This window comes from Streptomyces sp. NPDC020597 (assembly GCF_044335095.1).
GTDB lineage: Bacteria > Actinomycetota > Actinomycetes > Streptomycetales > Streptomycetaceae > Streptomyces.
In genome coordinates, this window is the sequence record NZ_JBIRUL010000032.1 from 68,907 (window position 1) to 83,695 (window position 14,789).

12 protein-coding genes are annotated in these 14,789 nt (G+C 68.7%); 8 read left to right on the top strand and 4 right to left on the bottom strand.

The window, feature by feature from the left end; all coding sequences use genetic code 11:
• The first annotated feature begins 117 nt into the window (after positions 1–117).
• The 3 genes from ACH4ZA_RS34550 to ACH4ZA_RS34560 all read left to right on the top strand — a co-directional run bounded on the left by ACH4ZA_RS34550 (position 118) and on the right by ACH4ZA_RS34560 (position 5,565).
• Positions 118–1,128: a LacI family DNA-binding transcriptional regulator gene (locus ACH4ZA_RS34550; RefSeq protein ID WP_398433184.1), complete on the top strand. Its 1,011-nt coding sequence runs from the start codon at positions 118–120 to the stop codon at positions 1,126–1,128.
• 92 nt (positions 1,129–1,220) lie between these two features.
• Positions 1,221–4,187 carry a glycoside hydrolase family 2 TIM barrel-domain containing protein gene (locus ACH4ZA_RS34555; RefSeq protein WP_398433185.1) on the top strand — a complete coding sequence of 989 codons (2,967 nt, stop codon included), beginning with the start codon at positions 1,221–1,223 and terminating at the stop codon, positions 4,185–4,187.
• 67 nt (positions 4,188–4,254) lie between these two features.
• Positions 4,255–5,565, top strand: coding sequence for an ABC transporter substrate-binding protein (locus ACH4ZA_RS34560; RefSeq protein WP_398433186.1), 1,311 nt, complete (start codon positions 4,255–4,257; stop codon positions 5,563–5,565).
• Here ACH4ZA_RS34560 and ACH4ZA_RS34565 read toward each other — a convergent pair.
• Positions 5,552–5,725, bottom strand: coding sequence for a hypothetical protein (locus tag ACH4ZA_RS34565; protein ID WP_398433198.1), 174 nt, complete (start codon positions 5,723–5,725; stop codon positions 5,552–5,554). The genes ACH4ZA_RS34560 and ACH4ZA_RS34565 overlap by 14 nt on opposite strands.
• On the opposite strand from ACH4ZA_RS34565, the gene ACH4ZA_RS34570 reads away from it, so the two are divergent.
• From ACH4ZA_RS34570 to ACH4ZA_RS34580, 3 genes are all read left to right on the top strand, one after another.
• The gene (locus ACH4ZA_RS34570; protein WP_398433187.1) at positions 5,667–6,647 is read left to right on the top strand and encodes a carbohydrate ABC transporter permease; all 981 of its coding nucleotides are present in this window, start codon (positions 5,667–5,669) and stop codon (positions 6,645–6,647) included. The genes ACH4ZA_RS34565 and ACH4ZA_RS34570 overlap by 59 nt on opposite strands.
• On the top strand, positions 6,644–7,522 hold the full coding sequence (locus ACH4ZA_RS34575) for a carbohydrate ABC transporter permease (RefSeq protein ID WP_398433188.1): 879 nt from the start codon (positions 6,644–6,646) through the stop codon (positions 7,520–7,522). The genes ACH4ZA_RS34570 and ACH4ZA_RS34575 overlap by 4 nt, the downstream gene beginning before the upstream one ends.
• 96 nt (positions 7,523–7,618) lie before the next feature.
• Positions 7,619–9,118 (top strand): alpha-N-arabinofuranosidase, encoded by a 1,500-nt coding sequence (locus tag ACH4ZA_RS34580; RefSeq protein ID WP_398433189.1) that lies wholly within the window; start codon positions 7,619–7,621, stop codon positions 9,116–9,118.
• Positions 9,119–9,468: 350 nt separating this feature from the next.
• Here ACH4ZA_RS34580 and ACH4ZA_RS34585 read toward each other — a convergent pair whose 3' ends face one another.
• The gene (locus tag ACH4ZA_RS34585) at positions 9,469–9,834 is read right to left on the bottom strand and encodes a VOC family protein (protein ID WP_398433190.1); all 366 of its coding nucleotides are present in this window, start codon (positions 9,832–9,834) and stop codon (positions 9,469–9,471) included.
• A gap of 92 nt (positions 9,835–9,926) precedes the next feature.
• Between ACH4ZA_RS34585 and ACH4ZA_RS34590 the strand changes: the two genes are divergently transcribed.
• Entirely contained in the window at positions 9,927–10,892 is a 966-nt protein-coding gene (locus tag ACH4ZA_RS34590) for a helix-turn-helix transcriptional regulator (RefSeq protein WP_398433191.1), read from the top strand.
• 128 nt (positions 10,893–11,020) lie between these two features.
• Here the strand turns inward: ACH4ZA_RS34590 and ACH4ZA_RS34595 are convergent, their stop codons facing one another.
• Together ACH4ZA_RS34595 and ACH4ZA_RS34600 are read right to left on the bottom strand one after the other, a co-directional pair.
• Positions 11,021–11,743: a Type 1 glutamine amidotransferase-like domain-containing protein gene (locus ACH4ZA_RS34595; protein WP_398433193.1), complete on the bottom strand. Its 723-nt coding sequence runs from the start codon at positions 11,741–11,743 to the stop codon at positions 11,021–11,023.
• Positions 11,744–12,334: 591 nt separating this feature from the next.
• Positions 12,335–13,660 (bottom strand): phosphatase PAP2 family protein, encoded by a 1,326-nt coding sequence (locus ACH4ZA_RS34600; RefSeq protein WP_398433197.1) that lies wholly within the window; start codon positions 13,658–13,660, stop codon positions 12,335–12,337.
• Positions 13,661–14,246: 586 nt separating this feature from the next.
• Here ACH4ZA_RS34600 and ACH4ZA_RS34605 point away from each other — a divergent pair.
• Positions 14,247–14,744, top strand: a complete 498-nt coding sequence (locus ACH4ZA_RS34605; RefSeq protein ID WP_398433194.1) for a hypothetical protein — start codon at positions 14,247–14,249, stop codon at positions 14,742–14,744.
• The last annotated feature ends 45 nt before the right edge of the window (positions 14,745–14,789 follow it).

Consider the following 14,789-nt stretch of genomic DNA (forward strand, 5'->3'; position numbering starts at 1 on the left):
GTTATGTAACGGCTGGATCACGGCCGTCGCGCGGAGTCTTGCCCTGTCGCGACAGCCGCCCTACGCTGACGCCACTTTCGTGGATCGATAAAAGTTATGAGGGCCGACGTGGTCACAATGGCGGAGGTGGCAGCTCGGGCGGGAGTCACCAAGCAGACCGTCTCCAACGTGGTGTCCGGCAAGAAGGTCCGGCCGGAGACCCTGGCGAAGGTGAACAAGGCGATCGCCGAACTCGGCTACAGGCCGAACCTGGTGGCGCGCTCGCTGCGCACCGGCAGCACGTCGACGGTGGGGCTGTTCGTGCCGTCGGTGGCCAACGCCTTCTATTCGGAGGTGGTCGAGGAGGTGGAGAACCTCCTGGTCGGCCACGGTTACAACCTGCTGCTCGCCACGACACGGAACGATCCCGACTACACCCGGGCCCACCTGGAGAACCTCACCGCGCGCTCGGTGGACGCCCTGCTGGTCGCCGGGGACAACGGCGTCGAACAGCAGCTGCCGATGCTCGCCGCGGCCAACTTCCCGGTCGCGTTGTGCGCCTGGGAGGGCGACCCGCCGACCACACTCCCGGTCGTGTCCATCGACTACGAGCACGCGGGATTCCTGGCCGGACGGCACCTGTGGGATCTCGGCCACCGGAACATCGCGGTGATCGCCGACCTCCCCGCGCACACACCGCGCGTCGTGGGGTTGCGCCGGGCGTTCGCCGACGGTGGCCTGGACGACCGCAAGGTGCTGGCCTGCACCAGCGACGACGCCGCCGGCGGGTTCGCCGCGGCCGCTGCCGCGCTCGAGGCGGATCCCGAGCTGACAGCGATCTTCGCCACCCACGACATCCTGGCCATCGGCGCCATCGAGGCGGTGGTCCGGTCGGGACGGCGGGTCCCCGACGACGTCAGCGTCGTCGGCTTCGACGACATCGCGCAGGTCGGGCGGATCCGGCCGGCGCTGACCACGGTCACCTTCCCCAAGCGCGAGATGGCCCAGCAGGCCGTCGAACTACTGCTACGAGCCGTCGACTCCGGCCGGCCGCCGACCAACGTCGTATCGCTGCTGCGCCCGGTCCTGACCGTCAGGGACAGCAGCGGCCCCGCCCGGGGCGACCGATCGGCGCCCGGCACAGCCTGACCTGCCACGGCTCACCCCGCGAGCCGCCGGCGCAGCCCTTCCCCGCCGTCCTCCCCCACCACTGCGCATCCCGAGAGAGAGCACCTCCGCTGATGAACAGCCTCCGCCCCACCGCCTACGTCGAAGACCGGTCGCCCGGCACCGGGCGGCTGCGCCCACGCGCCGCGTTCGCCACCGACCTGCCCACGATCGCGCTCGACGGCGACTGGCGATTCCGCCTGGCGTCAGGGCTGGACGACCTCACCGAGTGCCTGGCCGAACCGGACTTCGACGACACCGACTGGGACCTGCTCGCCGTGCCCTCCTGCTGGCAGATGACCGGTCTGCCCGGCGAACTCCGCTACGGCGCCCCGGCCTACACCAACATCCTCTACCCGTTCCCGGTCGACCCGCCCCGCGTGCCCCGGCACAACCCGACCGGTGAGTACCGCCGCGAGTTCGACGTGCCGGACGGGTTCCCGGCGTCGACTGCGGTGCTCCGGTTCGAGGGCGTCGACTCCGCGTTCGCGGTGTGGCTCAACGGCATCCGGCTCGGCGACGGCAAGGGCAGCCGGCTGACCACCGAGTTCGACGTCTCCGCCACTGTGCGGCCCGGCCGGAACGTACTCGCGGTCCGCGTGCACCAGTGGTCGTCCGGCAGCTACCTGGAAGACCAGGACATGTGGTGGCTGTCCGGGATCTTCCGGTCGGTGTCCGTGACCGCCCGCGGGGTCGAGGACTACTTCGTCCACGCCGCCTACGACCACACGACGGGGCAGGGCACCCTGGCCGTCGACGTCACGGCCTCCACCGGAGTGTCCCTGTCGGTGCCCGAGCTCGGCATATCCGCCGCCGATCCGGCCGGCCCGCACGTGATCGACGGCATCGAGCCCTGGTCGGACGAGCGGCCGCGCCTGTACGCGGGGGAACTGGTCTCCGAGGCCGGGGAGCGCATACCGCTGCGCATCGGCTTCCGCACCGTGGCCGTCGTGGACGGCGTCCTGAGCGTGAACGGCAGGCCGATCTATCTGCGGGGCGTCAACCGCCACGAATGGCATCCCCTGACGGGGCGGACCCTGACCGAGGAGACCATGCTGGCCGACGTGCTGCTGATGAAGCAGCACAACATCAACGCGGTGCGCACCAGCCACTACCCGCCCGACCACCGTTTCCTGGACCTGTGCGACGAGCACGGCCTGTGGGTGTTCTGCGAGGGCGACCTCGAGACGCACGGCTTCGAGCCCGGCGGCTGGCGGCGCAACCCCAGCGACGACCCCGCGTGGCGCGAGGCCTACCTCGACCGCGCTGCGCGGCTGGTGGAACGCGACAAGAACCATCCCTCGGTCATCGTCTGGTCGCTGGGGAACGAGTCCGGCACCGGAACCAACCTGGCCGCCGCGGCCGCGTGGATCCGGCAGCGCGACGACAGCCGCCTGATCCACTACGAGGGCGACTACGCGAGCTGCGCGTACGTCGACCTGTACTCCCGCATGTACATCGGTGTGGACGAGCTGGCCGCCGTGGGGCGCGGGCAGGAGGCGCCGACGGCCGATCCGGCCGACGACGCGCACCGCCGCGCCCTTCCTGCCGTGCTGTGCGAGTACGGACACGCCATGGGCACCGGCCCCGGCGGGCTGTCCGAGTACCAGCAGGTCATCGAGGCGCATCCGCGCCTGGCCGGAGGCTTCATCTGGGAGTGGATCGACCACGGGATCGCCCGGCTCACCGGGCAGGAGGACCCCCGCACCTTCTACGCCTACGGCGGCGACTTCGGCGAGGAGGTCCACGACGGCAACTTCGTCGCCGACGGGCTGCTCTTCCCCGACCGCACGCCGTCGCCGGGCCTGATCGAGTACAAGAAGGTCATCGAACCGGTCCGGATCCACATCGACCCGGCGACCCGGCAGATCGGCCTGCACAACCTGCACCACGTCCGCGACAGCGGCTACCTGGAATTCCGGTGGACGGTCGAGGACGGCGGCAACCCGGTGGGCTCCGGCGGCCTGACCGTGCCCGCGACCGCTCCGGGCGCGACGACAACCGTCGCGTGGCCCGCCGACGTCACCGCCACGCTCGAAGCAGCGCGCGAGAAGGACTCCGGCCAAGAGGTCTGGCTGACGGTGACCGCGGTGCTCGCCGCCGAGGAGACCTGGGCCGGGGCCGGCCACGAGATCGCCTGGGCCCAGGGACGGGTCGCGGCTCCGCCCGCCTCCCCCGTTCCCTTCGCACCGGTTGCGGCGATCGCCCGCGACGGGTTCATCGCACTGGGTCCGGCGTGGTTCGACGCCCGCAGCGGGATGCTGACACGGCTCGGCGACCTCGAACTCGACGGTCCGAGGCTCGACGTCTGGCGGGCTCCGATCGACAACGACCTGCTCAACGCCTCCGGCGCGCCGCAGACCGACGCCTGGCTCGCCGCCGGACTGCACCGGATGCGCCACGACGTCCTGGGTGTCGAGCCCGACGCGTCGGGACTCACGGTCACCGCCCGGCTGGCCGCCGCAGGGTCCTCCTGCGGGCTCGGCGTGGTCTACCGCTGGACGGTCTGCGACGCACCGCATGCGGGCCGGTCCCGGCTCCGGCTGGAAACCGTCGTCACCCCCGACGGCCCGTGGACGGTGCCGCTGCCCCGACTGGGCGTGGCGATGTCACTGCCCGGCACCGACGCCGAAGTCGAGTGGTTCGGTCCCGGCCCCGGTGAGGCGTACCGCGACTCCCGCGCCGCCGCGCGCGTCGGCCGCCACCGGTCGACCGTCTCGGCGATGCAGATCCCCCAGGTCCGCCCGCAGGAGAACGGCAACCGCCACCAAGTCCGCCACGCCACGGTCACCACCCCGGACGGCACCCTGCTCATCACCGGCGACCCGGTCATCGACCTGACCGTTCGCCCTTGGAGCACCGAAGCCCTGGCCGCCGCGGCCCACCAGCACGACCTGATCCGCGACGGCCGACTCCATCTGCACCTCGACCACGCACACCACGGTCTGGGCAGCGCGGCCTGCGGCCCGGGCCCGTCGGCGCCGGCCGTCCTGGCCGCGGTCACCACGGCGTTCGTCGTGGAGTTCGCCACCAGCCGGTAGGCGGGCCTTGCCCGCCCGCCCACCGGCCGTCCAGCAAGTCAGCCCCTGTCACAGAAGGTTCCCTCACATGGACAGCACCACCATACGCACTCGAAGAGTCCTGACGTTCGCCACCGCGGCGCTCCTCGTGGCCGGCCTCGGCGCGTGCAGCGGCGCCGACAACGCCTCCGACACCGCCGACAAGGGCCAGACCGGGCCGGTGAGCATGGAGTTCTGGGGCTGGGCCCCCTACGAGAAGATCGTCGCCCAGTGGAACTCCTCCCACCCGGACAGCAAGATCACCTTCAAGAAGATCCCGTCGGGCGGCAAGGGCGGCTACACCCAGATCACCAACGCGATCACCGCCGGCAAGGGCCCGTGCCTGGCCCAGATCGAGTACCAGACCATCCCGTCGATGCTCGTGAAGAACACGGTCATGGACATCACCGAGTACGCGAATGCCGACATGGCCAAGTACGTCCCGTCGGCCGTCTCCGCCTCCAGCGTCGGCGGCAAGATCTACGGAGTCCCGGTGGACGTCGGCCCGATGGTCCTCTTCTACCGCAAGGACCTGTTCGCCAAGTACGGCATCACCAAGCCTCCGGCCACCTGGGCCGAGTACAAGGCCGACGCCGAGAAGGTCGCCGCCGCCGATCCGAGCGTGAAGTTCGGCACCGCGCCCGGCGACGGCAACGATCTGGCGGCCTACAGCCTGCAGACCGGCCAGTCCTGGTACTCGACCCACGGAGACAGCTGGACCGTCAGCATCGACAACCCCGGCACCCGGAAGGTCGCCGAATACTGGCAGGGCATGAAGGACAAGGGGCTGGTGACGAAGACCGGCAACGCCTGGGACCCGCAGTTCGACAAGGCCTCCGAAGCCGGCAAGGTGCTGACGTTCGTCAACGCGTCCTGGGCCGCCGGCGGCCTGAAGTCGGACCTGAAGGGCCAGTCCGGCAAGTGGCGGGTCGCCCCGATGCCCACCTGGAGCGCCGGCGACGGCAAGAGCTCCAGCAACGGCGGCTCGGCCACTTCGGTGATGCGCGGGTGCAAGACGCCGCGCGAAGCCGAGCAGTTCGCCACGTTCCTGTCCAGCGACCCGCAGGCCGTGAAGGCGGGCATCGAGGGCGGTCTGTACCCGGCGTCGAAGGCCGGACAGGACGATTCGTCGCTCACCGGGGGCGACCCGTTCTTCGGCGGCCAGAAGGTCGGCGACCTGTACAAGGCCTCCGCCGCACAGGTTCCCACCACCTGGACCAACGGCCCGACCTACCAGCAGGTCGAGACGGACTTCACCGGCGCCATCGGCTCCGGCGCCTATCCGGACGCGGTCACCAAGGTCCAGGCCTCGACGGTCGCCGCGATCAAGCAGCTCGGGCTGTCGGTCACCGGCGGCTGAGGCAGCGGGACTCCAGCCGCCCCGAAGGGTTCCCGCGGCCGCCCGTACCCGGCGCCGCGGGGGCCCCGCTCCCCGACGACGAACCGCCCAGCGAGGTTTTCATGAGCAGTCCCAGCAGCACCCGGACCGCGTCGCCGCCACGGTCGGTGCCCTCGGTCATCCCCCGCGTCCCCCCTGCCGGCCGGCCTCGGCGCACCGGCCGCCGTACCGCGTTGACCGCGTCGGGTTTCCTGGCGCCGTTCGCGGTGCTCTTCCTGACCATGATGGTCGCGCCGATCTGCTATGCGATCTACCAGAGCTTCCTCACCGTCCACCGCGCCGGGCTGTTCGGCGGCACGCAGTCGACGCAGTTCGCGGGACTGTCCAACTACGCCGCCGCCTTCGGCGACCACGAGTTCACCGCGTCGATCATCCGGGTCGTGCTGCTGGGCTGCGTCCAGGTCCCGGTCATGCTCGGCCTGGCCCTGCTGCTCGCCCTCCTGCTGGACTCCCGCTCGGCACGGCTGCGCAAGACCTTCCGGCTCGCCTTCTTCCTGCCCTACGCGCTGCCGGGTGCGATCGCCGCGGTGATGTGGTCCTTCCTCCTGGCGAAGAGCCTGTCGCCGTTCACCGGACCGCTGGCCCACCTCGGGATCGACGCCGACTTCCTGTCGCCGTCCTGGGTCCCGGTCTCCATCGGGAACATGATCACGTGGGGCTGGACCGGCTACAACATGCTGATCATCTACTCCGCGCTGCAGACGATCCCCGCCGAGGTGATGGAGGCCGCCGCGCTCGACGGCTGCACCGGATGGCGCCTGGCGTGGTCGGTGAAGATCCCGCTGGTGCGTCCCGCGCTGGTGCTGACGACGGTCTTCTCCATCATCGGCACGTCGCAGTTGTACACCGAGCCGGCGGTGCTGGTCGGCGCGCGCGTCCCGGGCGTCTCGCCGAAGTTCTCCCCGATCATGAACACGACCCTGGGCATGGATCTGGGCGACCAGAACCTGGCCGCCGCCCAGTCCGTCGTGCTCGCGCTGCTCACCCTGTTGCTGTCGTTCGGATTCCTCAGGTACACCCAGCGCAAGGGAGCGATGGCATGAGCCCGATACGCGCCGGCCGGCCCGCCCGACCGGGCCACCGCGGCACCGAGATCGCCGGCAAGGTCGCCGTCAACGCGGTGCTGGGCCTGATGGCCCTGTACACGCTGATCCCGCTGTGGTGGCTGCTGGTCTCCGCGACCAAGGGCTCGGGCTACCTCTACACCGGTACGCCGCTGTGGTTCTCACACTTCGACCTGGTCGCCAACGTCAAAGCCGTGTTCTCCTTCGAGGGCGGCATATTCTCCACCTGGCTCGCCAACAGCGCTCTGTACAGCCTCGTCGGCGCGACCGTCAGCACCCTGCTGTCCGCGATGGCCGGCTACGCGCTGTCCAAGTTCAGCTTCCGCGGCCGGGAAAGCGCGTTCAACGTCATCCTCGCCTCGGTTCTCATTCCGGCGCCGATGTTCGCCCTGCCGTTGTTCCTGCTCATGGCCAAGCTCGACCTCACCGACTCCTACTGGTCGGTGCTGCTGCCCAGCTGTGTCAGCCCGTTCGGCGTCTACCTGTGCCGGATCTTCGCCGCGGCGTCCGTCCCGGACGAACTCCTGGAGGCGGCACGGCTCGACGGGGCAGGCGAACAGCGCACCTTCTTCCGGATCGCCCTGCCGCTGATGGCCCCGGCGCTGGTGACCGTCTTCCTGTTCCAGTTCGTCGGCATCTGGAACAACTACCTGCTGCCCTCACTCATGCTCAACTCCTCCTCACTGCAGCCCGTCACCGTGGGTCTGGTGCAGTGGCGCTCGGAGTTCGCCAACGGTGTGCCACCGCTGCTGTCGATCACCGGTGCGGCCCTGTCGCTGGTCCCCCTGCTCGTCGCCTTCATCAGCCTCCAGCGGTACTGGCGCAAGGGCCTGACCGCAGGCTCCGTCAAATAGCACGTCCGCCTGGCGCAAGGGCCTGACCGCAGGCTCCGCCAGGTAGCGCGTCCTCCCCTGCCCCACTCCCGTCCTGAACCGCAAAGGACCACTGCATTGCCTCGCGCCCACGTCATTCTCGACAGGCAGGCCGTCATCGCTCCTGTCCGACGCCGCACCTTCGGCTCGTTCGTCGAACACCTCGGCCGGTGCGTGTACACCGGGCTCTACGAGCCGGAACACCCGAGCGCGAACGAGGACGGGTTCCGTATGGACGTCGTCGAACTGGTCCGAGAGCTGGGTACCCGGACCGTCCGCTACCCGGGCGGCAACTTCGTGTCCGGCTTCCGCTGGGAGGACTCCATCGGTCCACGCGACAAGCGCCCGGTGCGCCGCGACCTCGCCTGGCATTCGCTGGAGTCGAACCAGGTCGGCCTGGACGAGTTCGCCCGCTGGCTCAAGCTCACCGACTCCGAGATGATGCTCGCGGTCAACCTCGGCACGCGGGGCATCCTCCCCGCCCTGGACCTGCTCGAGTACGCCAACCACCCCTCCGGTACGGCGCTGTCGGACCTGCGCGTCGCCAACGGCTCGCCCCAGCCGCACAACGTGCGCATGTGGTGCCTGGGCAACGAGATGGACGGACCCTGGCAGACCGGCTTCATGACGGCCGACGACTACGGCAAGCTCGCCGCCCGTACCGCCGGCGCGATGAAGACGGCCGACAAGGACCTCGAACTCGTCGTCTGCGGCTCCTCCGGCTCCTGGATGCCGACCTTCGGCGACTGGGAGCGCACGGTGCTCGAGCACGCCTACGACCACGTCGACTACGTCTCCTGCCACGCCTACTACCAGGAGCTCGACGGCGACCTCGGCTCCTTCCTCGCCTCGGCGACCGACATGGACTACTTCATCGACACGGTCGTCGCGACCGCCGACCACGTCGGCTACAAGAAACGCTCCACCAAGAAGATCAACATCTCCTTCGACGAATGGAACGTCTGGTACCAAAAGGAACACCACGAGTCCGACGAGGTCAACGACGAGTGGCGTCATGCCCCCCGGCAGCTGGAAGACCTCTACACGGTGGCGGACGCCGTCGTCGTAGGCAACCTGCTGATGACGCTGCTCAAGCACAGCGACCGCGTCACGTCCGCCTCCCTCGCGCAACTGGTCAACGTGATCGCGCCCATCATGACCGAGCCCGGCGGACCGGCCTGGCGGCAGACGACCTTCTACCCGTTCTCCATCACCAGCCGGCTCGCCTCCGGCGAGGTGATCCGGTCTCTCGTCCAGGCACCGGTGTACGACACCGCACGCCACGGCGAGGCATCCGTCATCGACGCCATCGCGACTGCCGACGAAGACCGGGCCGCGGTCTTCCTCGTCAACCGCGACCTGCACGAGCCCGCACAGGTCACCGTCGACATCCGCAGCCTCGGCTCGTCGCACCTCACCGAGGCACTCACACTCGCCGACCCCGACCCGCACGCGAAGAACACCCTGGAACAACAGAACCGGGTCACCCCGGCGCCGAACACGACCGCGAAACTCACCGACGGCGTACTCAGCATCGAACTGCCACCAGTGTCATGGACCGCCGTCGCCCTCCACTGAGAGCCTGGCTCCAACCAACCGTTCCACCCTGAAGCTCGCAGCCACCCCCGATCCAACGACGCCGGCTACGAGCAGCAGCAGCCCGCCCACGGAGGCTGGCGCCCACCTCACGCCGGAAGCCCGCGGCCGCGGAAAACATAACGGGGAGACGCACGGTGAGTCGCCCGCAGCGGCCTGACCTCAGCGGGCGTGACCGGCATGGACTCCACCGGCATCGACATCCACGAGCCGCCTGCGGCCCTCGGCTCACGGGCGTATTCGCGTGGGGCACTCGCCGTCCTCTCGAAGTCGGAGACGGCAGGCGCGACACCTGTCGTGCGCGCCTGCCGCATTACGGCATTACGGCCTTTTCAGCCCCGCGGTGCGACGCGGATACGGTTCCCGTCAGGATCGGCTGCGAGGAAGGTCACCCCGAACCCTGCATCATGCGGCTCGCGCAGGATCGTGACCCCCATGGCATTCCACTGCTCAAAGATCGTGTTGATCTCGTCGGGTCCACCGTCGACGGCCAGGCACACCTCACTGGTGCGCGGGACCTCCGGTGACAGATCCTCGAACTGGCCAGACCACACACCGAGGTCAGCACCTGGCCCGAGGTCGAAGGTGATGTATCCCGAAGTCTCGAACGAGGGGCTCATGCCGAGGAGGCCGCCGTAGAAACGCGCTGCGGCGGGAGCGTCGTTCACGTAGACGATGGACACGACGGATGTGGTCATGGTTGTTCCTTTTCGCAGGTGGTAGGTGCGCATCCACCAGCCTGGCCGGGATATGCGCCGCATCGTGTCGTGATTTCCGAGAAAATTGGTGGGTGACCCCAGACCGCTTCTTCACGCTGATGCTGCTCCTCGAGTCGAGGGATGCGGTGACCACACAGGAACTCGCCTCAGCGCTCGGGGTGTCCCTTCGAACGATCACCCGAGACCTGAACTGGCTCCGCGACGCCGGTCTGCCGGTGACCGCACACCGGGGCCGCCTCGGAGGCGTGACCATGCTCCCCGGAGCCGGGCTCGACCTCACGCGACTCACTCCGGGCGAGCGTGATCATCTGTCGCTCACCGGGCTGGATGAGAAGCAACGTGCCGAGCTCAACGCATCGGACGAAAGCCGGCGCGCGCTCTCCAAGATCGCCGCTGCACAGCCACGTCGAGTTCATGAGCTCCTGCCGCTCACCGACGTAGTGCACGTGGACAGCCGTCCCTGGCGTCAGGCACCAGCTTCCGGCACGACTCCGGCCTCGCTGATCGGCACAGTGCGGCGAGGTCGCCGGCTACGGATCGAGTACGACAGCCCACGCGCGTCATGCCCACGCGACCTGGTCGTGGATCCCTACGGGCTGTTCGCCAAGGCCGGCGTCTGGTACCTCGTCGCCGACTGTGCCAAAGCGCCACGGATGTACCGACTCGAACGGATCACGGCGTGGAAAGAAGTCGACCTGCCACGACGGATCCGGGAGAGCCAGACCCTGGCCACCGTCGCTGCCGCGCTCATTGATCAGTGGGAACACAACCACGCGATAGAGGTCAGCGCCACCATCGACCGGACCCAGATCGAGCGAGCGCAACGGATCTTTGGCCTACGACTCGTCCGGGACGACCATGAAGAATCCGCCACCGGCCACAAGGTGACAATCCGCTTCCTGCGTCTGGAGGACGTGCGAACACTACTGCCGTTCGGGAGCGCCATCACTGTGCACGGTCCCACCGAAGCCAGGGCTCACCTCCGCGACCTCGCAACCGATCTTGCCCACCACTATGCGCCGTCGCCGACGTCCTGACCCGCAACTCCTAGATGATCGATTCCAAGGGGTGCCTGCGGAGGGTGTGACTGGGCCCGGCTCGCGGGCGACAGCTGGTCCGACTACCTGGTCACCCGCCGGTCAGCCCAAGGAACATGACCTACGCATCACTCTCGTTCATTGAGCAATCGGCATGACAGCGGTCGCTCGATGACCTCATGATCCGCATCTGCCTGCACCACGTACAGTCGGGCCTCCGGAGTCCGGGTGACGGCTTCCTCAAGGCGCCCGTCCGTGAAGAGGGCCCCCACCCCGTCCTCAACCGCCCAGCCGGCGGACAGCATGCCAGTAACTACAGCTTCCTGGTAGGAGACGCGGCGCCCTGGTTCGCTGTCGTAGTGCGGACACACCGAGCCCGGCAGGAGGCCCAGCCCGTCCTGCAGGAACGTGAGCGGCCCGAAGGAATCCGTATGCGAGCCCTCCGCCCAGCAGTTGGCGCCGGCACTGATTCCGCACAGCAGCGTCCCGCTGTTGTATGCGTCGCACAGCAGCCGGTCGACCCCATGCGCACGCCAGACCGCCAGCAGGTTCGCGGTATTGCCACCGCCGACGTACACGACGTCCTGGCTGAGCAGAAACGCCCGCAGCGCGTCGTCGTCCAGCTCTCGCCGGAACAATGACAGGACAGACGGCTCGCAGTTACGTGGCCTGAACGCGCTCAAGAACTGATCGATGTATGCGGGCGCGTCGCCACTGGCAGTTGGAACGAAGCACACCCTGGGTCGGGGGCTCCTCGCATGGTCAAGCAGCCAGTCGTCGAGGAGGCCGTCCTCATCTGTCGAAAAGCCTCCCCCAAGAAGGGCGACACGACGAGATGAAACGACCTCCACGAGAGTGCCTCCTGAGCTGCGGGTCAACCTGCTCGCACACTGCCGTGCCACGGGGCCCGTCTGCAACCCGGTAGACGGCAGTCCACCATCGCTGCGCCCCCCCAACGCAACGCTGCTTTGCCGCCACGCCTGCTGCGGGAAGCTGGAGGCGTGGTGGGGAGGCCGGAACAGCGCGCCCCTAAAATGATGCGTCTTCACCAGCAGGTCCGCGGGACGAGCGAGGCGATCACCGGTTCCCTGGCTGCTCCCCGCACGCTGCTGCTCGGCAGGTAAGACGACCAAGGCCGCCTTCAGTACGTCTGCCGCACCACCACCCTCGCCCAGGCGGCAGGTGCGACGGTCGCCGGCCTGCTCGCTCGAGTCCGGCGCGGTCATCCGCGGACAGGCTGTTCAACACCGAACGGGAGCCCTGCCTCCCCCTTCCCCGCCAGGCGGCCGCATGGATGCGTCACGCGCTGCTCGGTTCCTACGCCGCGTCTTCTTCACGGTCTTCTTGGCCGCGTCCTCTTCGCGCCCGCAGACCGGGGCGTCCTTCCGGGCCGCCGTGATATTCGCGGTCTCGTGGTGCCCGCAGGCCGGCTACCGCCCTCGTCACCTCGAACCGAGGCGATCACCATGGCGCTCATCGGTACTGGGTGCTGCCGCAAGGCCTGCGGCACCCGGCCGCCGCTGCGGTTCGCGTCGCGGCTCCGGTAGGCGAGTTGGCACGGCCGTCAGGTCCGACTGCCTGGTGATCCGTGCATAGCCGTAGACCACGGAGGCCGTTGCCAGTATGAGCAGCGGGCCGAACACCCACGGATGCGCGGCCATCTCCGTCGACAGGAAGCGGTAGGACGCCAGAAAGGCGGTGAAGACCGCCGCGCCGTAGACGACGAACCGCTTCGCCGACCGGTCCCAGCCGCGGTCGAGGGAGCTCAGCGCCATATCGATCGTGAGGGTGAACACGACACCGGCGATGATGTCCGCGCCGTAGTGGTAGCCGAAGCCCAGCGTTGCGCCCAGCGTGGCGATCAGCCAGAACGCGCCTGCGAACCGCAGCACCCACGGGCCCTTGAGGGCATGGATGAAGATCGCGGTGGCCCATGCCGTGTGCAGACTGGGCATGCAGTTGCGCGGGGTGATCTCGTTGAAAGGCACCGGCTGTGGAGTGCCGACCGGCGGGGGCGTGTCCGGCCACAGGTTGGCCACGGCCCAGTGCCCCCCGTCCCCACCGTAGGCGAAGATCGGTCCGACCACCGGGAAGATCATGTAGATGCCGGGTCCCAGCAGGCCGATGACCAGGAAGGTGCGCACCAGATGATGGCCCGGGAAGCGGCGCTCGACCGCCACATGGCGCAGTTGGTACAGCGCGACAGCGACCGCCGCGACCGCGAGCTGGATGTAGACCCATTCGAGAATGTGGGCGCCGACCGTGCCGGTGGCCGCGACGATCCGGCCCGCCAGCCACGACGGGTTGCCCAGGGCGTGATCGGCGGTGGCCACGTACTGGTCCAGCACCATCGGGCGGGTCTTCGCCGTGATCAGCAACCAGGCGAAGCCGGTCTTGCGGCCGGCCACCAGCAGCAGGGCCAGTCCCACGCCTTTCAGCAGCAGGGCACGCTCCTGGCCGGTTCTGCGCGTGACGGCGATGACACCGTAGGCCAATGTCACCCACAACGCGCCGTTGCCGAACATCATCTCGGCGCCCACAGCCCGCCGCACGAGCCAGAAGACGACGTCGATGCCGACCGCCGCACCGAGCGCGACGAACCGCTGGCGCCAGGTGAGCACCACCATCATCAACGCCATGCTGGCGTACAGCACGGTCCCCGACCTGGGGGCGAAGATCACCTCTCGCGCCTGGTCGGTGATCGGCCCCCGCTCGCCGTATCGACGCGAGGCGATCTCCAGTGCGATGAGAAATCCGAGGCCCACCACAGTCACCGCAACCCACAACACAGTGCGTGGTTGACGCCATGGAATTGTCCGAAGACGACCGCGTATTCGCCCGGACCCTAGCAATACCCTAGATATCAATTTTTCAGCCGATGTGTCATTTCAACATAATCGTCGTGAGCTCGAACATGTTAGCGGAGCGGGTGGCTTCGGTGATCCCCTGTACGTCGAACACGGTGATCGGCGCCACCCGCCCGAGACTGAACCGGTAGGCCCGATTCCCGCCGTCGGCTCGGGCCAGGCACCGTCCTGACGGTCACGTGCTCCTTCGCCCTCCCGCCGGCGACCTCGGAGCCGGCCGAGGAGCCGCCCGCCCTGCCGGCCTGCCCGGTCTACCAGCAGATCCTCAGGAGCGCTTTACCGGTCACCGCCAGGCTCTCGATCTCTCGTCGAGTTCACGCAAGCGCGCGGTGAGCTCGTCCAAGACTCGGGTGTGGCGTGGTCGCGGCAGCGGATGCTGAGCCCTCCGCTCGGCAGTCCCCCGTCCTTCGCATTCATACCGACGGCGCTACCGAGGGGCGGTAGCGTCGACCTCGGCCGAACCTGTACAGATGCGGGACTGGGGGACATGGTGACACGCAGACTCCTGGCGTTCGCCGACGCGTTGGTGCTTCTCGGCGCCGAGCCGCCGCGGCTGGCCCGGTTGGATCGGGCGCTCGGTGGGGCGTTGAATCTGGCGACCGCCGGGGTCAGCGGCACGGTGATCGGCATGGCCGACGCCAATGGACGTCTCCTTGGTCTCGGACGCGATGCGATCCGCGGCGTCGGCGCCCGTCTGGACCGCACCCAGGGGCGTGCGGAGCGGACCGATGTGCTGCGCGCAGCGCACACGGTCGTCGTCGTGGTGGCCTTCTTCGAGGCGTTGGAGGAGTTGGACCTTCCTTTCTCCCTGTCCGAGGTGCGATTGACCCGGGACGAGCAACTGGCCCTCGCCCGCACCGAATCGGGCCCGACGCTCCGCACGCCGGATCTGGTGTCGTTGCTGCTCGCCACGGACCTGCCATGCCCGGCACCGCACATATTGATCCGAAACGGTAGGTGTTCTGAGTCGTTGATCCCTGCGTGAGTGAACTGGTGGGAGACGCAAGGCAGTTGTCGCCGTCGGCGCAGG